Source organism: Mesorhizobium sp. P2_H9 (assembly GCF_056403215.1).
In genome coordinates this window covers 174,097-195,804 of record NZ_JBFUFX010000006.1, presented here as the reverse complement: position 1 = coordinate 195,804, position 21,708 = coordinate 174,097, and the positions used below count along the sequence as shown (strand labels likewise).

The 21,708-nt window shown below is 64.8% G+C and carries 17 protein-coding genes; 3 read left to right on the top strand and 14 right to left on the bottom strand.

Annotated elements, in window-relative coordinates; all coding sequences use genetic code 11:
- Positions 1-2 precede the first annotated feature (2 nt).
- The 14 genes from AC1DXN_RS13285 to AC1DXN_RS13220 form a co-directional block, all read right to left on the bottom strand.
- Complete coding sequence (locus AC1DXN_RS13285; protein WP_477271458.1) at positions 3-950, bottom strand: LLM class flavin-dependent oxidoreductase; 948 nt, start codon at positions 948-950, stop codon at positions 3-5.
- A gap of 126 nt (positions 951-1,076) precedes the next feature.
- Positions 1,077-1,232 carry a hypothetical protein gene (locus AC1DXN_RS13280; protein ID WP_258606328.1) on the bottom strand — a complete coding sequence of 52 codons (156 nt, stop codon included), beginning with the start codon at positions 1,230-1,232 and terminating at the stop codon, positions 1,077-1,079.
- A gap of 166 nt (positions 1,233-1,398) precedes the next feature.
- Positions 1,399-2,343 (bottom strand): ABC transporter permease, encoded by a 945-nt coding sequence (locus AC1DXN_RS13275; RefSeq protein WP_477270434.1) that lies wholly within the window; start codon positions 2,341-2,343, stop codon positions 1,399-1,401.
- The gene (locus AC1DXN_RS13270; RefSeq protein WP_477270432.1) at positions 2,340-3,395 is read right to left on the bottom strand and encodes an ABC transporter permease; all 1,056 of its coding nucleotides are present in this window, start codon (positions 3,393-3,395) and stop codon (positions 2,340-2,342) included. The genes AC1DXN_RS13275 and AC1DXN_RS13270 overlap by 4 nt, the downstream gene beginning before the upstream one ends.
- A gap of 291 nt (positions 3,396-3,686) precedes the next feature.
- Positions 3,687-5,198 (bottom strand): ABC transporter ATP-binding protein, encoded by a 1,512-nt coding sequence (locus AC1DXN_RS13265; protein ID WP_477270431.1) that lies wholly within the window; start codon positions 5,196-5,198, stop codon positions 3,687-3,689.
- 159 nt (positions 5,199-5,357) lie between these two features.
- Entirely contained in the window at positions 5,358-6,377 is a 1,020-nt protein-coding gene (locus AC1DXN_RS13260; RefSeq protein WP_477270429.1) for a BMP family protein, read from the bottom strand.
- A gap of 331 nt (positions 6,378-6,708) precedes the next feature.
- Positions 6,709-8,778, bottom strand: a complete 2,070-nt coding sequence (locus tag AC1DXN_RS13255; RefSeq protein WP_477270427.1) for a 3-hydroxyacyl-CoA dehydrogenase NAD-binding domain-containing protein — start codon at positions 8,776-8,778, stop codon at positions 6,709-6,711.
- Between the two features lie 122 nt (positions 8,779-8,900).
- On the bottom strand, positions 8,901-9,848 hold the full coding sequence (locus AC1DXN_RS13250) for an ABC transporter permease (protein ID WP_477270424.1): 948 nt from the start codon (positions 9,846-9,848) through the stop codon (positions 8,901-8,903).
- Position 9,849: 1 nt separating this feature from the next.
- The gene (locus AC1DXN_RS13245; protein ID WP_477270422.1) at positions 9,850-10,830 is read right to left on the bottom strand and encodes an ABC transporter permease; all 981 of its coding nucleotides are present in this window, start codon (positions 10,828-10,830) and stop codon (positions 9,850-9,852) included.
- A gap of 1 nt (position 10,831) precedes the next feature.
- Positions 10,832-12,349, bottom strand: a complete 1,518-nt coding sequence (locus tag AC1DXN_RS13240; protein WP_477270420.1) for an ATP-binding cassette domain-containing protein — start codon at positions 12,347-12,349, stop codon at positions 10,832-10,834.
- 46 nt (positions 12,350-12,395) lie between these two features.
- The gene (locus AC1DXN_RS13235; RefSeq protein ID WP_477248787.1) at positions 12,396-13,409 is read right to left on the bottom strand and encodes a substrate-binding domain-containing protein; all 1,014 of its coding nucleotides are present in this window, start codon (positions 13,407-13,409) and stop codon (positions 12,396-12,398) included.
- 97 nt (positions 13,410-13,506) lie between these two features.
- A complete protein-coding gene (locus tag AC1DXN_RS13230) occupies positions 13,507-14,400 on the bottom strand; it encodes an SMP-30/gluconolactonase/LRE family protein (RefSeq protein WP_477421570.1) in 894 nt (297 codons plus the stop codon).
- 179 nt (positions 14,401-14,579) lie between these two features.
- Positions 14,580-15,320: a response regulator transcription factor gene (locus tag AC1DXN_RS13225; RefSeq protein ID WP_477270416.1), complete on the bottom strand. Its 741-nt coding sequence runs from the start codon at positions 15,318-15,320 to the stop codon at positions 14,580-14,582.
- Positions 15,320-16,606 (bottom strand): sensor histidine kinase, encoded by a 1,287-nt coding sequence (locus AC1DXN_RS13220; protein WP_477270414.1) that lies wholly within the window; start codon positions 16,604-16,606, stop codon positions 15,320-15,322. Before AC1DXN_RS13220 ends, AC1DXN_RS13225 begins: the two co-directional genes overlap by 1 nt.
- A 232-nt stretch (positions 16,607-16,838) precedes the next feature.
- Here AC1DXN_RS13220 and AC1DXN_RS13215 point away from each other — a divergent pair, with 232 nt between their 5' ends.
- Genes AC1DXN_RS13215 through zwf form a run of 3 tightly spaced genes read left to right on the top strand, consistent with a single transcriptional unit; the run spans position 16,839 to position 21,699 of the window.
- The gene (locus tag AC1DXN_RS13215) at positions 16,839-19,250 is read left to right on the top strand and encodes a glucan 1,4-alpha-glucosidase (protein ID WP_477270412.1); all 2,412 of its coding nucleotides are present in this window, start codon (positions 16,839-16,841) and stop codon (positions 19,248-19,250) included.
- A 33-nt stretch (positions 19,251-19,283) separates the two neighbouring features.
- The gene (gnd, locus tag AC1DXN_RS13210) at positions 19,284-20,300 is read left to right on the top strand and encodes a phosphogluconate dehydrogenase (NAD(+)-dependent, decarboxylating) (RefSeq protein WP_477248782.1); all 1,017 of its coding nucleotides are present in this window, start codon (positions 19,284-19,286) and stop codon (positions 20,298-20,300) included.
- 22 nt (positions 20,301-20,322) lie between these two features.
- Positions 20,323-21,699, top strand: a complete 1,377-nt coding sequence (zwf, locus tag AC1DXN_RS13205) for a glucose-6-phosphate dehydrogenase (protein WP_477270410.1) — start codon at positions 20,323-20,325, stop codon at positions 21,697-21,699.
- The last annotated feature ends 9 nt before the right edge of the window (positions 21,700-21,708 follow it).

Sequence of the window (21,708 nt, the reverse complement as noted above, 5' to 3'; positions counted from 1 at the left end):
CCTCAGCCTGCCGTATGCACATCCGGCGTTGCACGATGTGCGAACGCCCCGGGCTGGCCAACTTCCGCCTCGCGACGCGCCAGCGAATTGCGCAACAGCGCGATCGTTTCGCGCCCCGCCGCCGCGATCTCGCGCGGCCTGTCGACGCCGACGATCATGAACTCGTGGATGCCGAGGGCCGCGTAGGGCAGCAGCGACAGCGCGATCTGTGCCGGTGGCCCGAAGACGTCGACCGCCTTGTGGCCGGTGGCATTGCCTTCCGAACGAATTCGCACGGGGAGCGCAAACCGCACCTTGCCAGCGCGGCCGTGTTCGGCGGCAGCACTGCGCACGCGCTCCATCAGCTGGCGGATCTCGTCGAGCGAGCCTGGCGTCAGTTCGAAGACATCGGCATGCCGGCCGGCGACCTTGAGCGCCGTTCCGGACTGGCCGCCCATGCGGATGGTGACGTCGGCGCCATGCGGCCCCTTGCGCGGCACGTAGCCGCCCTTGACGCTGTAGAAGGCGCCTTCATGGTCGAACGGCCGGTCGTTTGACCACAGCCGCTTCAGCAGCACCAGATACTCGTCGATGCGCTGCCAGACCACCGTATGGCCGGCCGGACGTGTCTCGGCATCGTCATCGCTCAATGGCTCGCTCAGCATTCGCAGCGACAGCCGCCCGCCGCTTTTGGCGTCCAGCGCCGCCAACTGCCGCCCCGCCACCGTCGGCTCGACCACGCCGGCCCAATGCGTGAGCACCACTTCCAGCGACGAGGTACGGTCCAGTGCCTGGGCGGCAATGTCCATATTGGTGAGCAGTCCGGCCTGGTCGTCGACGACGATCTTCTGGAAACCGGCATCCTCGATCAGCGACAGTTTTGTCGCGGTCTCCAGAAAATCGTAGAAAAAGGGCACGGCCGAACCGGCGGGGTGCGTTTTACCGGGAACATGCGTGAACTCGATCGGCATCGCCATCTCCTCCATCACGTTGCAATCAGCAGGCGCGCGAAAGCGCACCGCGATTAGGGGTTCATTCAACTCCGGTTGCCTGAAAGCGGTAGGCCGCTACCCCCAGTCACCCAGGAAATAAGTCACTCAGGGAATAAGACCCAGCACCACTGCCCCGGTGAACACAAACGCGAGGGCAAAGACGAGATAGGCAAAAGCGCCCGCATAGGCCGGGCGAAAGGTCTGGGCATTGGCCAGCCTTTGGCCGTTGCGATCAGTCTGGGCGTTCTGGATATAGGACATACCGACCTCCGTCTCGGCGTTTAATCTATAAAATCAGTAGACTTTGTCGATTGCTATTTTTGAGCAATTGTTGGAACGATTTTCTCCAACTGGACGAGAAATTGGTTGTGGTTTGCTGAGCGAGGCGCGTCGCGGTCGATTGGCCGCCGATGTGAGGAGCGAGCGTCTACCGCTCTTCCCGTCGAAACGGCTTGAGCAGCGCCGATGGCGCCACCGCGTTGCGCGACATCACTGCCATGGCGACGATGGTAAAAATGAAGGGCAGCATCAGGAATGCTTCATAGGGGATATGCCCAAGGCCGCTGGCCTGCATGCGCAATTGCAAGGCATCGACGAAAGCGAACAGCAGCGCCGCACCTGCCGAGCGCCAGGGATCCCAGCGTCCGAAGACGACCAGAGCGATCGCCACCCAACCGCGGCCCGATACGACGCCGAACGTGAAGGCGTTGAACTGCGCCATGGTCAGAAACGCGCCGGCCAACCCCATCAAGGCGCCGCCGAGGATCACCGCATGGAAGCGCGTGGCAATGACGCTGACGCCGGCCGAATCGGCGGCGCGCGGATTTTCGCCGACCATGCGCACCGACAGCCCCCATGGCGTGCGGTAGAGCACAAAGGCGGCGAGCGGGATGGCGAGTATCGCCATGTAGACCAGCGAAAACTGGTTGAATATTGCTGGCCCGAGCACCGGGATATCGGAGAGGAACGGAATCGGCAGCGTCGCGAAGCCCTTGATGTTGGGCGGCACCGATTGCTGGCCAAAGATCAGCCGGTAGAGGAAGTAGGCAAGGCCCGACGAGAACAGCGTGACGCCGATACCGCAGACATGCTGGCTCAAACCCAGCGCCACCGTGAACAGCGCATGCAGCGCACCCATCAGCATGCCGGTCAGCACCGCAACCAGCACGCCGAGCCACAGGCTGCCGCTGAGGCTGGTGGCGGTGAAGCCGGTCATTGCCGAGAGCAGCATGATGCCCTCGATGCCGAGATTGAGCACGCCGGCGCGCTCGGAAAACATCTCGCCGAGCGTCGCGAAGGCCAGCGGGGTGGCAATGCGGATGATGGCGGCCAGAAAGCCGACCTGAAAGATCTGTTCGAACACCGCGTTCATCTGGCAACTCCGACGCGGCGGATGCGATAGGCGGTGAACAGCAACGCCACCAGCATGGCGAGCAGCGCCGTGCCCTGGATAACATCGCTGAGGAAGGCCGGCACGCCGGTCGCCCGCGACATCGCTTCGGCCCCGGTCATCACGGCGGCAAGAAAGATCGCCGCCGGCACCACGCCGAGCGGATTGAGCCGCGCCAGCATGGCAACGACGATGCCGGAATAGCCGTAACCCGGCGAGATGTCGCTCATCACCTGGAAATGCACGCCGCCGACCTCACCGACCCCGGCGAGCCCCGCCAGCGCGCCGGAGAGCAGCGCCGTCGAGAGCAGCACCCGTTCGACATGGATGCCGCCATAGCGCGCCGCTTCCGGGTTTTCGCCGGTGACCCTGATCTTGAAGCCGAGCGTCGTGCGCACGATCAGGAACCAGATCAGCGGTGCAGCGAGCAGCGCAACGACGACGCCGAGATGCAGCCTTGTGCCTTCGATGAGCACCGGGAAATTGGCCGAATCCTCGATCGGCGGCGAGATCGGATAGCCGCTGAAGGTGTCCTTCCACGGCCCTTCGATCAGCGCCATCAGGGCGTAATAGATGACCGAATTGAGCAGCAGCGAGGAGACGACATCGTCGACTTTGAATTTCACCCGCAGCGTCGCCGGCACCAGCGCCACCGCAGCCCCGGCGGCCGCACCCGCCAGCGCCATCAAAAGCATGGCGAGCGGCCCCGGCATCGGGATGGCGCCGACAAAGCAGCTGGCGACCGCGCCGGCGAGCAACTGGCCTTCGGCGCCGATGTTCCAGAACTTTGCCCGGAAGGCGACGGCGACGGCCAGCCCGGTGAAGATCATCGGTGCCGCGCGCACCAGCGTTTCGGTGATGGCGTAGCTGTCGCCGAACGAAGCCGTGAACATCACGCCATAGGCTTCGAGAATGCCGGCGCCGGCCAGCGCGATCAGGCCGCTACACAGGATGAGCGTTGCGACAATGGCGAGCAGGGGCAAAGCAAGGTTGAACCAGGCAGGTGTTGACGTCCGGACTTCGAGGCGGAACATCAGCTACACCTCCGCCCTCGGTACAGTCGTCGAACCGATGCATGCGCCGTTGGCGCTGCCCCTCATCCGCCTACCGGCACCTTCTCCCCGTATAGGGACGGGGAGAAGGGAGCTAGCCGCAGCCTCGGCGCCTTTTCTGTAACGCCGGAAATTGGCGAAAGCCGTGATGAGAGCGCCCCTCTCCCCGTCTCTATGCGGGGAGAGGATGCCGGCAGGCAGGTGAGGGGCAGCGCTGACGCCCAAAACGATGTGTTGTGGATGACGTCTGAGAAAGTCAGGCAACGGCATGGTTCAAGCCCTCCCCTCCGCCCCGGTCATCAGCAGGCCGAGCCGCGCTATTGTCGCATCGGCACTGTCGAGCGTGCCGGCGATGCGGCCCTCATACATCACCGCGATGCGGTCGCAGAGCACCAGCAATTCTTCGAGATCCTCACCGATGACGATGAGGCCGCAGCCCTTGGCCCGCATGTCGAGGAATTTTTCGTGGATGAAGCGGGCAGCGCCAATGTCGAGGCCGCGCGTCGGCTGCGAAACGATCAGCACCTTTGGATCGAAAGCGAGTTCGCGCGCCAAAAGCGCCTTTTGCAAATTGCCGCCTGACAGCGCCCCGGCGCGCGTCATCGGCCCGGGGCAGCGAATGTCATAGGCCTTGATCTGCTCCTCGGCAAAGGCGCGGATCGCATCCGGCTTGAGCAAGCCCCTGCTGCTGAAAGCCGCCGTATCGATGCGCGGCAGCACCATCGAATCGGCAAGCGGCAGATTGGTGACCAGCCCGGTCGTCATGCGGTCTTCCGGAATGCGCCCGAGACCGAGCCCCTGCACCTCGCGCGGTGAAAACCGCGAGACTTGTTTGCCGGCTATCGTCATCTTGCCGGCATCGGGCGCACGCACGCCGGAAATCACCTCGGCCAACGCGCGCTGGCCATTGCCGGAAACGCCCGCAATGCCGAGGATTTCACCGGCGCGGACCGAGAGCGACACATCGAGCAGCGCCATGCCGGAATGATGCGACGTGGAAATACCATCGAGGGTGAGTACCGCAGCACCTGGCGTCGATGGCCCTCTGGCCGGCGGCACGATCTCATGGCCGCACATCAGCGTTGCCATCTCGGAGGAGGTCGTGTTGGCCGGGTCATCGACGCGGCCGGCGACGCGGCCAAGCCGCAACACCACGCAGCGATGAGTCAGCGCCCTGACTTCATTGAGCTTGTGCGAAATGAAGATGATGCCGAGCCCTTGCGCCGCCATCGAGCGCAACGCCGAAAACAGCCCGTCGACCTCTGTCGGCGCCAGCACCGCCGTCGGCTCGTCGAGGATCAAGAGCCGCGCGCCGCGAAACAGCGCCTTGACGATTTCCAGCCGCTGTTGCTCGCCGACCGACAGTGCCGAGACGGGAAGGTCGGGATCGAGCGTCAGCCCATGCTGGCGGCCGATCGCGGCCAGCCGCGCCAGCCCGCCGGCACGGTCGATGCGGCCGGATTTGCCGGGAATTCCGATAAGCAGGTTCTCCAGAACCGTGAGCCTTGGTGCCAGGTGAAAATGCTGGTGCACCATGCCGATGCCGGCGGCCAGCGCATCGGCAGAACTGTTGATCTTCACCGGCCGGCCCTGGATCAGGATCTCGCCGGCATCCGGCGCATAGGCGCCGAACAGCACGTTCATCAAGGTGGTCTTGCCGGCGCCGTTCTCGCCGAGCAGCCCGAGGATTTCGCCGGGTGCGACGCTCAGATCAACGGCCTCGTTCGCCTTGACGGCGCCGAAGGCCTTGGTGATGCCGCGCATTTCGATGAGTGGGGCGGGCAACGGTGCTCCTGCGGGTCTTCACCCTCCCCCCTGTGGGGAGGGTCGGCTTACGATCGCAGCGAAGCGAAGATCGTGAGACGGGGTGGGGGGTGCGGCGCCGAAGACCCCCACCCCGCTCCGCTTCGCGGATCGACCCTCCCCACGAGGGGGAGGGTAAACCTAGTCCGAAACCGGCGTGTTCTCGTCCACGTCGACGCGGAAATTGCCTTCCAGGATCTCGGCCTTCTTCTTCTCGACCAGGTCCTTCACCTCTGCCGGCAGCGTCTTGTCGAACTTGTGGTACGGCGCCAGGAACGAACCGCCCTTGGCCATGCGCGAGAAATCGCCATAGTCCTGCGCCGTGAAGACGCCCGCCTTGACCAGCTTGATCGCCTGTTCGACCGTCGGGTACATGTCCCAGACCGGCCCGGTGATGACCGTGTCGGGGCCGAGGCTCGCCTGGTCGGACATGTTGGAAATGGCGAGGATCTTCTTCTCCGCCGCCGCTTCGATGACGCCGAAGCGCTCGGCATAGATGACGTCGGCGCCGGCATCGATCTGGGCGATCGCCGCTTCCTTGGCCTTCGGCGGATCGAAGAACGAGCCGATGAAGGCGACCTTCTTCTTGATGTTCGGGTTGACCTCCTTAGCGCCGGCAAAGAAGGCGTTGACCAGCCGGTTCACTTCCGGAATGCCCATCGCCGCGACAGCGCCGACCGTGCCCGACTTCGACATCTTGCCGGCGATCAGGCCGGAGAGATAGGCCGGCTCGTGGATCCAGTTGTCGAAGACGCCGAAATTCGGTTCGGCCGGCCCGGCGCCCGAGCCGAACAGGAAGGCGGTCTTCGGAAACTGCTTGGCCGTCTTGCGCGATTCGCGTTCGGCTGCGAAGGCGTCGCCCAGCACCAGTTGATAGCCGCCCTGCGCATATTCGCGCATGACGCGGCTGAAATCGGCGGTCTGCACCTTTTCCGACCATTTGTACTCGATGCCGAGTTCCTTCTCGGCCTTCTGCAAGGCGACATGGATCTGGTTGTCCCATGGCTCCTCGATCGGCGTGGCGAAGATTGCCGCCACCTTGAGCTTCTTGTCCTTGGCAAAGGCGCTGCCCGGCAGCATGGCCGCCGCCAGGCCGAGCGCGCCCAGTTCCAGCACGTTGCGTCGCGAAAGCCCTTGAATTTTGCTGTTGTCGTTTTTCATTGAAGTGCCCCTCTGGCTGACAGCCGTGTCGAGCCGGCTGTTCTCAGGAATGTAGACGGGGAACTATGGAACGGCGCTTGACTTTTGTCCACATGGTCAAATTTGGTGAAGCCATAGCGGAGCAGAAGTTGCAAAACGTCTGCGGACAGCGCCCCCCTCTGTCCTGCCGGACATCTCCCCCACACGGGGGGAGATCGGATGTCACCAATGCTTTCGCCAATCTCCAACGTCGCAAGAGAGGCGCTGCCGGCGAAGCTGCCAATCTCCCCACTCGTGGGGGAGATGTCCGGCAGGACAGAGGGGGGCGCGAAAGATCGCCGGCGTGGCCGCACTATCCGACTGCAGCGTCCCACGAACCGGTTTCGGCCAACCGCCTGAGCAACGGTGCCGGTTTGAAGAAATCCTTGCCGGTCCGCTCGTGCCAATACTCCAGCCGCGCGATGATCTTGCTCGCCCCTTCGAGGCCGGCCCAGAACATGGGGCCGCCTCTGCCCACGGGAAAGCCGTAGCCATTGACCCAGACGATATCGATGTCGGAGGCACGGGCGGCGATCTTCTCCTCGAGAATCTTCGCGCCCTCATTGACCAAGGGATAGAGCGTGCGCTCGATGATTTCGTCGGTAGCGATCACGCGAGGCGCTATGCCTTTCTCAGCAGCCTTGCCGCGGATCAGCGCCTCGACTTTCGGGTTGGGAGCAGGCGTGCGCGAGCCGTTCTCGTAGCGATAAAAGCCGCTGCCGGTCTTCTGGCCGAAATGCCCCTGTTCGCACAGCGTGTCGGCAATCACTGCCGTCAGACCGCGCGCCTTGCGATTGCGCCAGCCGATGTCGAGGCCGGCGAGGTCGCCCATCTGGAACGGCCCCATCGGCCAGCCGAAATCGGTGAACGCCTTGTCGATCTGGCTGGGCGTTGCCCCTTCCAGCAGCAGCGCCTCGGATTCCGAACCCCGCGCGGCCAGCATGCGGTTGCCAACAAAGCCGTGGCAGACGCCGACGACAACCGGCACCTTGCCGATGCGCCGCGCCAGCTCGACGACCGTCGCCAGCGCATCAGGCGCGGTTTTCTCGGCCCGCACGATCTCCAGCAGCTTCATGACATTGGCCGGCGAGAAGAAATGCAGGCCGACGACATCCTGCGGCCGCGACGTCGCCGCGGCGATGGCGTTGACGTCGAGATAGGAGGTGTTGGTGGCCAGGATCGCGCCCGACTTGGCCACCGTGTCGATCTTGGCGAACACCTCGTGCTTGACCGCCATGTCCTCGAACACCGCCTCGACGATCAGGTCGCAATCGGCGAGATCGGCATAGTCGGTAGACCCCATGAACAGGCCGAGCCGCTCGAGCTTGGCGTCTTCGCTCAGCGAGCCGCGCGTCACCGAAACGGCATAGTTTTTCTCGATCGTCGCCAGCCCGCGTTGCAGCGCCTCGCCGCTGGTTTCCAGCAAGGTGACGGGATAACCGCCATTGGCAAACGCCATGGCAATGCCGCCGCCCATCGTGCCGGCGCCAATGACGCCGACGCGTTCTATCTTGCGCCTGGCGACATCCCTGCCGGGACCCTTTGCCGCCTCACGTTCGGCGAAGAACAGGTGCCGCTGGGCGCGCGACTGGTCGCCGGCGACGAGTTTTAGGAACAGCGCACGCTCCGCGGCCAGCGCTTCGTCGAATGGCAGCGTCATGGCGTTGCGAACCGCTTGCGCACAGGCGACCGGCGCGTCGAGGCCCCGCGCCTTTTTCGCCAGCTCCGCCGCCTCCTTGTCGAAGGCCGGGAGATCAATTTCCTCGAGCCGCTCGTTGCGGTCGCGCACCGCTACGAACGGGCCATCCTTTGCAACCATTTCGGTGGCGAAACGAGTTGCCTGCGCGACAAGGTCGCGGTCGAAGAGGGCGTCGACCAGGCCGGAGACGAGCGCATCGCCCGCGCCGATCGGCGTCCCTGAAACGATCATGCCGAGCGCCTTCTGCGCGCCGACAAGGCGTGGCAGCCGCGCGGTGCCGCCGCCGCCCGGCAGCAGCCCGAGCTTGACTTCCGGCAGGCCGAGTTTGGCGTGGACATCGGCAACGCGGAAATGACAGCCGAGCGCCAGTTCCAGCCCGCCGCCGAGCGCCGTGCCGTGGATGGCGGCGACCGTCGGCTTGGCGATGGTCTCCAGCGTCGCCACGATGGCGCGCAGCTCCGGCTGCTGCAGCGGCTTGCCGAACTCGGTGATATCTGCGCCGGCAACAAAGGTCCGCCCGGCGCAGGCGATGACGATGGCCGCGACCGACGGATCGTCGCGCAGGGCAACCAGCGCCTGCATCAGCGGCTCGCGGACATGGAAGCTCAGCGCATTGACCGGCGGATTGTCGATGGTGACGATGGCGACGTCGTTGTCCCTGGTGACGCTGACGAAATTGGACAAGCAGAACCTCCCGTAGTAGCGAAACCGCGCCTGCGGGTGTTTACAGGGCCAATATCCCGATTGGAACCGGATTCCGGCGAGGACGGCATTCTGCCAGTGCTGGATCAGTGAGAGCCGGCGCCCTACCGCACCGCCTTCTGCCCGCCCGCCACCGTAATGACACCGACGATGATCAGCCCGGTCAGCAACAGTCGAACGCCGGCGCTGACGCCGAATGTGTTGAGCATGGTGAGAAGCAGCACCAAGAATAGTGCCGCCCCCCAGACGCCCGGCACATTGGCCTTGCCGCCCGCCACCGAGGTGCCGCCGATGACGACGACGGCGATCGAGGCCAGGAGATACTCGTTGCCGATATCGACATTGGCGCCACGGAAATAGCCGGCCAGCAGCGCCCCGTCGATGCCGCCGAGCGCGCCCGACAGCGTGTAGGTGAGGAAGCGGATGCGGCCGACATTGACGCCGGCCAGCCAGGCGGCACGGATGTTCTGGCCGATCGCCAGCACCGAGCGGCCGTAGATCATGCGTTGCAGCGCGATGGCAGCACCTATGGTGAACAGAACCGTGAGGATCGCCAGCACCGGAATGCCAAGGACCTGCCAGTTGGCGAAATCGGCGAAGCCTGGCGGCGGCTTGATCTGCAGCCCGCGCCCGTAGCTGATGTCGATCGACTGGATGATGAAGCTCGCCGACAAAGTGGCGATGATCGGCGGAATGCGCAGCGCCCAGATCAAGAGATAATTGGCGGCGCCGATCGCCATGCCGCAGGCGAGCGCCGCCAGCAGCCCGACCGCGATCATCGAATCATTGCCGTCCATCACTTTCATCGCGACCGCGCTGGCCAGACCGATATTGGCCGGCAGCGACAGGTCGACATTGCCCGGTCCGAGCGTGATGACGAACATCTGGCCGACGCCGACGATGACGGTGAAGACGGCAAGCGACAGGGCCGCCGTGATCATGCCGCCGCCGCCATAGCCGCCGGTGAAGGCGATGGTTGCCAGCCACACCAGCAGTGCGCCGAGAAACGACCAGATCCAGGGTTTGGCCAGCATTGTCCGCAGCGAGGCCATCTCATCTCTCCTTGCGGCTGATCAGCACCCGGGCCGCCAGCACGATGATGAGGATGGCGCCGTTGGCGGCCACCTGCCAGTCGGGTGGAATGTGCATGAAGGTGAGCAGCGGCGAGGCGGCGAGCGCCAGCGTCAGCGCACCGAGCACCGCGCCGATCGGCGACACCCGGCCGCCGACGAATTCGCCGCCGCCGAGGATGACGCCGGCGATCGACAGCAGCGTGTAGCCATTGCCGATATTGGCATCGGCCGAGGTGGTGATGCCGATCAGCGCCATGCCCGAGAGCACGCCGAACAGGCCGGTCAGTGCAAACAGCACGATCTTGGTTCGCAGCAGCGACCAGCCGGCGCGCCCAAGTGCAGCAGGATTGCCGCCGGATCCGCGCAGGATGACGCCATAGGACGTGCGCATCAGGCCGAAATGGACGACCGCTGCGATCAGCAGCGCGGCGATGATCGGAAACGGAATGAACGGCGGCTTGAACGCCATCAGCGACAGCAGCCAGTCCGGCGCCTTGCCGCCGGGCTTTGGCAGGATGAGGATGGCAAGGCCCTGCCAGACGAAGCTCATGCCCAGCGTCACCACGATCGACGGCAGATTGCGCAAATGGATCAGCGCGCCGAGCAGGGCGTAGACGCCGATCGAGCCGAGCAGGATGACGATGCCGGCGAGCGGCGCATCCTTCAGCCATGTCGCGGTGACGCAGCCGACGAAACCGACAAAGGTGCCGATCGACAGATCGAGCTCATTGCCTGCGATGACGAACATCTGCGCGGTCGTCGCCAGCGCAATCGGGATCGCCAGATTGAGCATCAGGCTGAAGCCGAAATAGCTGATGGCGCGCGGGTTGAGCCAGGCGATGGCCAGCAGCACCAGCACCAGAGACAGCGCCGGCAGCAGGCCGCGCAGCAGCCGCGCGCGCGCCAGTGCGCTGCGTTCGGCAGAACCTTTTGGGGCGGTCTCGACGGTTGCTGTCGTCATCTCAGGCCGCGTCGCCGAACGAGGACTGGATGATCTTTTCCTCCGTCAATTCGTCGCGCCGAAGGTTGGCGACGATGCGGCCGTTCTTGAAGACATAGATGTGGTCGCAATTGTCGAGCTCTTCGGTTTCGGTGGTGTACCAGAGGAAGGTGCGGCCGAGACGCGCCTCTTCGCGCACGAGGTCATAGACTTCGAGCTTGGTGCCGATGTCGACGCCGCGCATCGGATCATCCATCAGCACGATCTTGGCGTCGGAGCCGAGCGCCCGCGCGAACAGGGCTTTCTGCTGGTTGCCGCCGGACAGCGAAAAAATGTTGTTGTTCATATCCGGCGTGCGGATGCCGATCTTCTTTTGCCAGAACGCCGCGAGCTCGGCCTCGCGTTGCGGCGAGATCAGCAAGCCGTTGCGCAAGCGCGCCAGCGAGCGGATGCCGATGTTCTCCGAGATCGACCATTGCGGGAAAATCCCATCCGACTGGCGGTCGCCGGCCACCAGCGCCACCGGCGCGGTCACCTCGATGCCCGTCCTGGCGCGCTGGGCAGCGGCAAAGATCGCCAGCAACAGATCCGTCTGTCCGTGGCCGGCAAGCCCGGCCAGCCCGATGATCTCGCCTGCATGCGCGACGAGTTCCTTGCCGTCCTCCTGCCGTGCCGGACGGGCCCGGACCCGCAGCGGCCCGGCCGCCGGTTTGGCCGCCACCTCGGCCGCGATCTTCTCACGCACTTCCGCGCCACCCATCGCCGTCACCAGTTTTTCGCGGTCGAAAGCCTTGGCCGCATCGGCGGCGACGACCTTGCCGTCGCGCATCACCACAATGCGGTCGGCATTGTTCAGCACCTCGCCCAGCACATGCGAGATCAGGATGCAGCTGCCGCCACCAGCCACGAAGCGGCGCACGAAGGCCAGCAACTGACCGGCGGTGTGCGCGTCGAGCGAGGATGTCGGCTCGTCGAGGATGACCAGTTCGAGCGGATCCTGCGTCACCGTGAAGGCGCGCGCCACTTCGACCATCTGGCGCCGGCCGATCGAAAGGTCGCCGGCAATGTCGGCCGCCGAAATGCTGTGGCCCGGAAAGATCTCGTCGAGCTTGGCGGCGATGAGATCAGCCGCCTTGCGCCGCCAGCCAAAACCGCGCAGCGACGGGTGATTGATGCGGGTGTTCTCGGCGACGCTGAGGTTGGGGCACAGCGACAATTCCTGGAACACGCAGCGTATGCCGAGCTTTTGCGCGCGCGGCACCGAATAGTGGTCCTCGATGCCGCCGCGCACGGCGATCTGGCCGCTGTCGGGCACCATTGTGCCCGACACCATATGCATCAGCGTCGATTTGCCCGCGCCATTGTGGCCGACCAGGCCGACGCACTCGCCTGATACAACGTGGAAGTCGACGCCGTTGAGCGCCCGAACGGCGCCGAAATGTTTTTCGGCCCCGTTCAGTCTGACTATATCCAATTTGGCGGCGCCGAGATGTTTTTCGGCGCCGTCCAGTCTGACGATGTCTGCGTTGACCTCAGGCATACTCAACGATATCCGGTCGGCGATGCCAGCGGCAACAGGTCAGCCATCACTTGATGTTGGCTTTGATGGCCGCGATGGCATCTTCCTGCGTGTATTCGTGGCTGGCGACGCCGCCCTTGACGATTTTTGGCAGCTCGGCCTCGAAATCGTCCTGGGTGAAGGCGAGATACGGCACCAAGAGATCGTGCGGGATGTCGGTGCGGCCGTCGAGCACCTGCTGTGCCACCCAGAAGGCGAGTGACGATACGCCGGGCGCGATCGACGCCGACCATGTCTGGTAGCCGTCCTTGTCCTTCTGCTCTTTCCACCACTGCAGTTCGTCCTGGCGATTGCCCATGATGATGGTCGGGCGCGGCTTGCCGGCGGCGGCGAAGGCCTGTGCGGCGCCATAGCCGTCACCGCCCTGGTCGACGATGCCGACGACATCCGGCAGCGACGGCAGGATGGTCGCGACCGCCTTCTGCGCCGTGGTCTGGTCCCAATCGCCGGTCACCGAGCCGACGATCTTGAACTCGGGATGGGCAGCGACGCCTTCGAGGATGCCGGCATGGATGGCATCATCGATCGAGGTGCCGGCAAGGCCACGGATTTCCAGGAGATTGCCGCCCTTGGGCTGGAACTTGGCCATCTGCTCGACTTCCTGCTTGCCCATGTCCTTGAAGTCGACGACGACGCGGTAGGCGCAAGGTTCGGTGACGGTGCCGTCGAACGAGACGACGGTGATGCCGGCATCGCAAGCCTGCTTGATGGCGCCGTTGAGCGCATCCGGCGATGCCGCGTTGATGACGATGGCGTCATAGCCCTGCAGGATCAGGTTCTGCACCTGGGCCGCCTGGGTCGGCACTTCCTTGTCGGCGGTGGTGAAGATGTCGGCCGCGCCGACCACCTTGTCGGCGACCGCCTTCTTGGTGACGATGCCATAGCTGTCGAGCATCGCCTGCCGCCACGAATTGCCGGCATAATTGTTGGAGAAGGCGATCTTCTTGCCACTGGTGTCTGCAAGCGCCGTACCTGAGGCCAGCATGGCCGCCAGGGTACTCAAGACCAGTAGTTTCTTCATGTCATAGTCCTCCCATGTGATGTTGACTGCTGCACTTGCCACCGGCTTTCAGGCCGGCGGACCTCCCGTTCCGATTTGAGCACGGATGATCCCGGACTCAAAACAGTCTCAACCCCGGCACACGAACCCTTAGCCGGTAAAGCGACGTCGACGCGGCGATGTAGAGGCTCTTCAGATCCTCGTCGCCGAAGGTGAAATTCGCACACTCTTCCGGCGTCGCGATGACACCCAGAATGTCGCCCGAGGCATCGAAGACATGGATACCGCCGGGACCGGTGCAGTAGAGATTGCCGCGGCTGTCGATCTTCATGCCGTCCGGCGCTCCCGGCTCCGCACCTTCGGTCGCGGCCCATACGGCGCCGCCGTTCAGATCGCCATTCGCTTCGACCCCGAACACCCTGATATGGCCGCGCTCGGTGTCGTTGATGAACAGCCGCGACTCGTCGAGCGAGAAGCACAGCCCGTTCGGCTGGGCGAAATCCTCGGCAACCAGCGTCAGCCGGGCGCCGTCGCCGTCGATCCGGTAGACGCCCTGGAACGATAGCTCCTGCGGCCGTGGCACGCCGTAGAACTCTACCCGGCCATAGCCCGGATCGGTAAAATAGATCGACCCGCTGGTGGCAACGACGATGTCGTTGGGGCTGTTGAGCTGCTTGTCGCCGTGATGCGTGGCCAGCACCGTCGTGCCGCCGTTCGGTTCGGCGCGGGTAACGCGGCTTGTCGCATGCTCGCAGGTGACCAGCCTCCCCTGGCGATCGAGCGTGTTGCCATTGGCCTTGTGGCTCGGCTCCCGGAACAGTTCGACCTCACCCGAGGGGCTTCGCCGATACATGCGGCTTTCCGGTATATCGCTGAACACCAGCCATTTCTCGTAGGGGTGCCACACCGGCCCTTCGATGAAGCCGAAGCCGCTCGCCAGCCTTTCCATGGCCGCGTTGCCGACAACGTCGCCGAAACCGGAATGGCGGGCACCCACCGACGCAGCCATCATTGGCTCTTCGGTTCGCCCAGGAGCATCCATATGCTGGCGAATGGCATAAGCGTTTCCCGTATATCTTCTTGTTGTTGGGGTGAGGTTAGTCGTCGCTCCGCAGCAGCGATACCGGCCTACCCGCAACACCGACTGTGTGTTTGCACAGTCACAGCCAGGTCCGATGATTTTCTACGGGATCAATGGCCCTGCGGCGGCGGCGCGTTGGCCAGCCAGGCGTCGAGGCGGTCCTGTTCGCGGCGCAGCGCATCGACATTGATCAGCCCCCGCGCCATAGCGAGATAGATCGCCCGCGTGCGCGAGTTGAAAACCGACGCATCGCTGGCACCGTCCTCGGCCGGCACGATGCCAAGTTTTTCGTAGACATGCTTGATGCGGCTCTGCGCGCCGCGGATCGACAGCCCCCGACGCGACGCAATGGCCCGGTCGGTGAGGCCGAGCGCGATATCGATCAGGCTTTCATACTCGCCATCGGTGATGCCTTCGAAGCGATCCTGGACGCGGTGCTGGATGCCGCGGATCTCGCGGTCGATGATGCAGTGTCCCTCCCGGAAAACGCCGCGCAAGGCCGAGCGCATGCCCTCTTCCGTCGCCGATTTCAGCACATAGCCATAGACCGAACCGGGCGGCACGATGCGCGCCACCCCTCGGACATAGGCTTCGTCGGCAAAATTCGACCAGAACAGGATATGCGTGCCGGCAGAGCGGCTCCAGATCGAGCGGGCGACCTCGATCCCCGTCGCCTTGGGCAGCTGCAGGTCGAGCACGACATGCGGCGGCTGGCGTTCGGCCGCCAGGTTGATGGCGTCCTCGCCGTCGCCGGCCTCGATCACCTCGACATCGCCGGGCCATAATTGCTCGACGGTGCGGCGCGCAAACGTGCGGTGCAGCCCGTCATTCTCGGCGATCATGACCAGCATCATAGTGCCTCCGACACGACCCGGTGTTCAGCCGCTACCGCAGGCGGCATGGCCGCCGTGCCTTGCAACGGCTGGCGGTCGATCTCGATGACCACCCGCGTCCCGCTGCTCTTCCGGTTCGCCCAGCCGATGCGCAGGCGCGCGCCGATAAGCGCCGCCCTTGTATGCATATGGCCGATGCCGCCATGGGCGGCCGGATCGACCGTGCCACAGCCCTGGCCGTCATCGGTGACGACGACGCGCAGCACAGTCTCGGTGGCATCCAGCAGCACGTCGATGCGGTGCGGCGCGGCGTGACGAACCGCATTGTTGATGGCTTCCTGGACGATCCGGTATAGCGCCGTGCGCATCGGCTCCGACAGGCTGTCGGCGCTGCCGGCGCTGGTGTCGGCGATGCGCACGGCAATCGGCGGCTTGGCCCTGGCGACGCTGCGGTTGAGATGCGCTTCGACGGCATCGCGCAGGCCGAACAGCTCGAGCACGCTCGGCCGCATGTCGTCGACGATGTGGCGCAATTCGGTGAGGCAGCCGACGACCTCCTGCTCGAGATCGGCAAGCTGCGCCGCCCGCGCCACGCCCTGGCTGCGAAACGCCGACACCTGGCGCGCAATGCGGGCAAGGTCGCCAAGCGTCTGGTCGTGCAGGTCCATGGCCATGCGGCGGCGTTCCCGCTCCATGCCTTCCGTCAATTGCGAGGCGCCGACCCTGAGCAGCTCAACCCGGTTGTGCGCTTCGCTTTCGGCGAGCATGGCGCGGCGCGCCTCCTCGGTCTGGATCAGCGCAAAGATATAGGGCGCGATCAGATCGGCGCATTGCTGGGCCACCGCGACATCGGCAAGCGTGTAGCAGCCGACCTCATGCCGGCTGATATTGAGGGCGCCAATGATGCCGCCCCGCGCCTTGAGCGGCACGACGATGCGGCTGCGCAGCCTGGCGGCGAAGATCGGCCCGTCGATCGCTTTGTCGAAATGGAAGCGCTGGTCGCACAGCGCGTCGTCGGAAAGCAGATAGGGCACCTCGCCCCACAGGATCGAGCGTATCGGGCTGACCTCGGTCGGCAACGGATGCTGCGCCAGCTCGCTCCAGCTGGTGTGGAAGCCGGCCTCGTAGCAGGCATGCTTGCGCCCATCCTGCGACAGCACCGCCAGATCGACATGATCGTGCGGAATGAGCGTGCCGATCTCGATGGCGGTTGCGCGAAATGCCGAGCCCGGGTCGATATGGCCGGCCAGCGCCTGCGAAATGGCCAGCAGCCGGTCGATCAGCATGGGAGATACATCCGACATCGTTTTGAGACCCTCCCATGACACCTGAACAAACTACGCTATGCGAGCCGCGACGCTTCTCGCGCCGCCAATCCCCGAATTTCGTCAGGCCTCCCCTGCGGCCGGAATAGTGGGCACCTGTGACCGGCGCTGTCAACGACGCCTCCGTCGCGGCGGTCGATCAACTTGCGGTGCATCAATTGAAAAGGGTTCGCGTCCTGGTCTAGGGAGTAAGCTGGAGACCAAAGCAAAAATGGCAGTGACGCCGACAGTTGCGCCGGGCGCACCCGGAATCCCAGCGCGCTGGACGTCGAGCGCCAAGAGCTGCGTTGGCGCCGCCCTTTCACCGGCCAGCCGCGTCTGGTTCACACTCAGCCACGGCATTCTCAACGAAGTCTACTATCCGCGCCTCGACAGCGCCTGCACGCGCGACATGGGGCTGCTGGTGACCGGCGCTGGCGGCTATTTCTCCGAGGAAAAGCGCGACGCCGAACACCAGGTCGAACCGTTCGAGGACGGCGTGCCGGCCTACCGGCTGGTGAACACCGCGGCCGACGGCGCCTGGCGGATCGAAAAGCGCATCGTTACGGATCCGAAACGCCCCGTTTTGCTGCAGGAGATCACCTTCACGCCGCTCAAGGGCGCGGGCCACCGCGTCTACGCACTTCTGGCGCCGCATCTCGTCAATGCCGGCATGGGCAACACTGCCTGGATCGACGACCATCATGGAAAAACGATGCTGTTTGCATCGGGTCGCGGCGTCTGCCTGGCGCTCGCCTCGTCGCTGCCCTGGGGAGACTGCTCGGCCGGCTATGTCGGTGTCTCCGACGGCTGGCAGCAACTCAACCACAGCGGCCGTCTCGATCCGGCTTGGCAAAGAGCCGAGGACGGCAATGTCGCGCTGACCGGCGAGATCGGCTTTTCCCCCGCAAATCCGAAAGCCTTGCTGGCGCTTGGCTTCGGCGCCACCCCGCAAGAGGCGGCGGACCATGCCGCAGCCAGCCTTGGCCAAGGGTTTGAGCCTGCCGCCATGGCCTATGTCGAGACGTGGCGCAAATGGCAGGCCGGCCTGCTGCCGCTCGACCGCCATGACCAAACCGGCCTCAACACCTATCGCGTCAGCACGGCGGTTCTGGCAACGCACCGGTCTCTCGCCAAGCCCGGCGCGGCCGTCGCCAGCTTGTCCATCCCGTGGGGCTTCAGCAAGGGTGACGACGATCTCGGCGGCTATCATCTGGTCTGGCCGCGCGATCTGGTGGAAACCGCGGGCGGTTTCCTGGCAGCCGGCGACGCCGAGGCGGCGTTGCAGACCCTCGCCTATCTCCGCTCCATCCAGCAGCCGGACGGCCATTGGCCGCAGAACGTCTGGCTCGACGGCTCACCCTATTGGCCAGGCATCCAGATGGACGAATGCGCCTTCCCGCTGCTGCTCGCCGACGCGCTGCGCCGCGCCGGCCACTTGCCGCCGGCCGCGCTGACTTCCTTCATGCCGATGATCGAGAAGGCGGCCTCCTACGTCGTCCGCAACGGTCCGGTCACCGGCGAGGATCGCTGGGAAGAGGACGCCGGCTATAGCCCGTTCACGCTGGCAGTCGAGATCGCCGCATTGCTCGCCGCCGCCGATATGTTCGAGGCTTGCGGAAAAGCAGAGCCGGCTAATTATCTGCGTGAAACCGCCGACAGCTGGAACGACCAGATCGAGCGCTGGACCTATGTCAGCGGTACGGATTTGTGCGCCGAGCATGGCGTCAGCGGCTACTATGTCCGCATCGCACCGCCCGACGATGCCGGCGCGGCGTCGCCGAAGGACGGCTTTGTGCCCATCAAGAACCGCCCGCCCGGCGACACAGACCGGCCTGCCGAAGCCATCATCAGCCCGGATGCACTGGCGCTTGTCCGCTTCGGTCTCAGGGCAGCCGACGACCCCCGCATCGTTGACACGCTCAGGGTCATCGACGCGCAATTGCGCATCGATCTGCCGCAAGGACCTGTCTGGTGTCGCTATACCGGCGACGGCTACGGCGAACACGCAGACGGCGCGCCTTTCGACGGCACCGGCACAGGCCGGCCATGGCCGCTGCTGGTCGGTGAGCGCGCCCATTACGAGCTGGCGGCAGGGCGCAAGGACAGAGCGGCAAGCCTGCTCGAGACATTCGAGGCCTCCGCCGGGGTCGGTGGCCTATTGCCGGAGCAGGTCTGGGATGGTCTCGACTTGGCCGAGCACGAATTGCACCGCGGCGGACCGTCGGGCAGCGCCATGCCGCTGGTCTGGGCGCATTCGGAGCACATCAAGCTGTTGCGTTCGCTCAGCGACGGCGCGGTATTCGATATGCCGCCACAAGGCGTCAAGCGCTACATCAGGGACAAGACCGTGTCGCCCCTGCGGACATGGCGCTTCAACAACAAGATCCGCACCATCCCAGCCGGCAAGCTATTGCGCGTGGAGCTTCCGGCGCGCGGCGTGGTCCACTGGACAAGCGACAAATGGCTGACTGTGCAAGACAGCAAGACCGCGGAGAATACCTTTGGCATCCATCTGGTGGATCTGCCTGTTGGCGGTATTCCGCCGCGCGACACCATCGTCTTCACTTTTTTCTGGCCCGATACCGGCCGTTGGGAGAATGTCGACTTTTCCGTCGGCATAGACGCGCCGGAAAGCCCGTAAAGCTTCGATTCCTCAAGAAACCAGGACGAGACCATGCAGATCGGAATGATGGGACTGGGCAGGATGGGCGCCAACATGGTGCGCCGCCTGATGCGCGATGGCCATGAATGCGTCGTCTATGACATCAACGCGGCAAGCGTCGCCGCACTGGTCAAGGATGGCGCCATCGGTGCTGCCTCGATGGAGGAATTCGTCGGCAAGCTGTCCAAGCCGCGCAGCGCCTGGCTGATGCTGCCGGCGGCGATCACCGGCAGGATCGCCGACCAGGTGGCTGCACTGATGGAACCCGGCGACATCATCATCGATGGCGGCAATTCCTACTACCACGACGCCGTCGACCAGGCGGCTGAGCTGGCGGCCAAGGGCCTGAACTATGTCGATGTCGGCACCAGCGGCGGCGTCTGGGGGCTAGAGCGCGGCTACTGCCTGATGATCGGCGGTCCCGACGAGGCGGTGCGCCATCTCGATCCGATCTTTGCCACGCTGGCGCCGGGCCTCGATGCCGGTGCGCCGGCTCCCGACAAGGCCGCCGGAACCGCGCCGTTCGGCTATCTGCATTGCGGACCGAGCGGCGCCGGCCATTTCGTCAAGATGGTCCACAACGGCATCGAATATGGCGTCATGGCCGCCTATGCCGAAGGCATGAACATCCTGAAGTCGGCCAATGCCGGCAAAAGGCAGCGCACGGCCGACGCCGAAACCAGCCCGCTGGAGAACCCGAAATACTATCAATTCGACATCGACCTTCCCCAGGTCGCCGAGGTCTGGCGACATGGCAGCGTCATCGGTTCCTGGTTGCTCGACCTGACCGCAGGCGCACTGAAGAGCGACCCGGCGCTGGCGCAATTCGGTGGCCGGGTCTCGGATTCCGGCGAAGGCCGCTGGACGCTGAAGGCGGCGATCGACACCGGGGTGCCGGCGCCGGTGCTGTCCTCGGCGCTGTTCGACCGTTTCTCCTCGCAAGGCGAATCCGAATTCTCCGACAAGCTCCTGTCCGCCATGCGCTACGCCTTCGGCGGCCATGTCGAGAAACCGAAGGCCGGCTCGTGACGGCGGCAAGGGAGGCACGCGCATGAGCCAGGAACGCTCCGACACGCTGGTGCTCTTCGGCGCCACCGGAGATCTCGCCCACAAGAAGATCTTTCCGGCGCTTTACCAGATGGTCGCCAAGGGAACGCTGACCGAGCCGGTGATCGGCGTCGCCTTCGATCCCTGGGACCTCGGCCAGTTGCAGGCGCGCGCCCGCGACGGCATCGTCGACGCGCTTGGCAGCATCGATGACGCGGTCTTCGCCAAGCTGGCCTCGCAGCTGCGCTATGTCAGCGGCGATTACCGCAACGGCGCCACGTTCGAAAAACTGAAAAACGCGCTTGGCGCGGCCCAGCGGCCGCTGCACTACATGGCGGTGCCGCCGACCATGTTCGAGACCGTCGTCCAGGGGCTGGAGCAGTCGGGCACCGCGCATGGCGCGCGGCTGATGGTGGAAAAGCCGTTCGGCCACGATCTGCAATCGGCGCGCTGGCTGAACCGGGTGCTGCATCTGGTCTTCGACGAGCAGTCGATCTTCCGCATCGATCATTATCTCGGCAAGGAGGCGATCCAGAACCTGCTCTATTTCCGCTTCGCCAATTCCTTCCTCGAGCCGATCTGGAACCGCAATTTCGTCGAAAGCGTCCAGATCACCATGGCCGAGGATTTCGGCGTCGAGGGTCGTGGCCGCTTCTATGACGATGTCGGCTGCATCAGGGACGTCATCGAAAACCATCTGCTCAACATCCTGCTGTTGCTCGCCATGGAACCGCCGGTCGGCCGCTCCGCCGACGACCTGATCGACGAGAAGGTGCAGGTGCTCAGGGCCATCCGCACGCTGACCAAAGACGATGTCGTGCGCGGCCAGTTCAACGGCTATTTGGCCGAGCCCGGCGTGGCGCCGAATTCGCCGGTCGAGACTTTTGCGGCTGTCCGCTTCTTCGTCGACACCTGGCGCTGGCAGGACGTGCCGTTCTTCATCCGCGCCGGCAAGAACATGCCGGTGCATGTCACCGAAGTGGTGGTGCGGCTGAAGCGGCCGCCGCTCGATGTCTTCGACCCGATCAAGCCCACCGACCAGAACTATGTCCGCTTCCGCATCGATCCGCAGGTGGTGATCGCCATCGGCGCCCAGCGCAAGGCGCCCGGCGACGACATGATCGGCGAGCAGGTGGAACTGACGGCGCTCGACGACTCGAAGAGCGACATGCCGCCCTATGAGCGGCTGATCGGCGACGCCATGAACGGCAACGGCCAATTGTTCACCCGCCAGGATGCCAGCGAACTCGCCTGGCGCATCGTCGGCCCGGTGCTCGGCGACACCACGCCGCCGCATGTCTATGAGCCCAGGACATGGGGACCGGCCGATGTGATGGCCGCATTCGGGCCGCCCAATGGCTGGATCGACCCGGTGAAATGATCTCAGGAG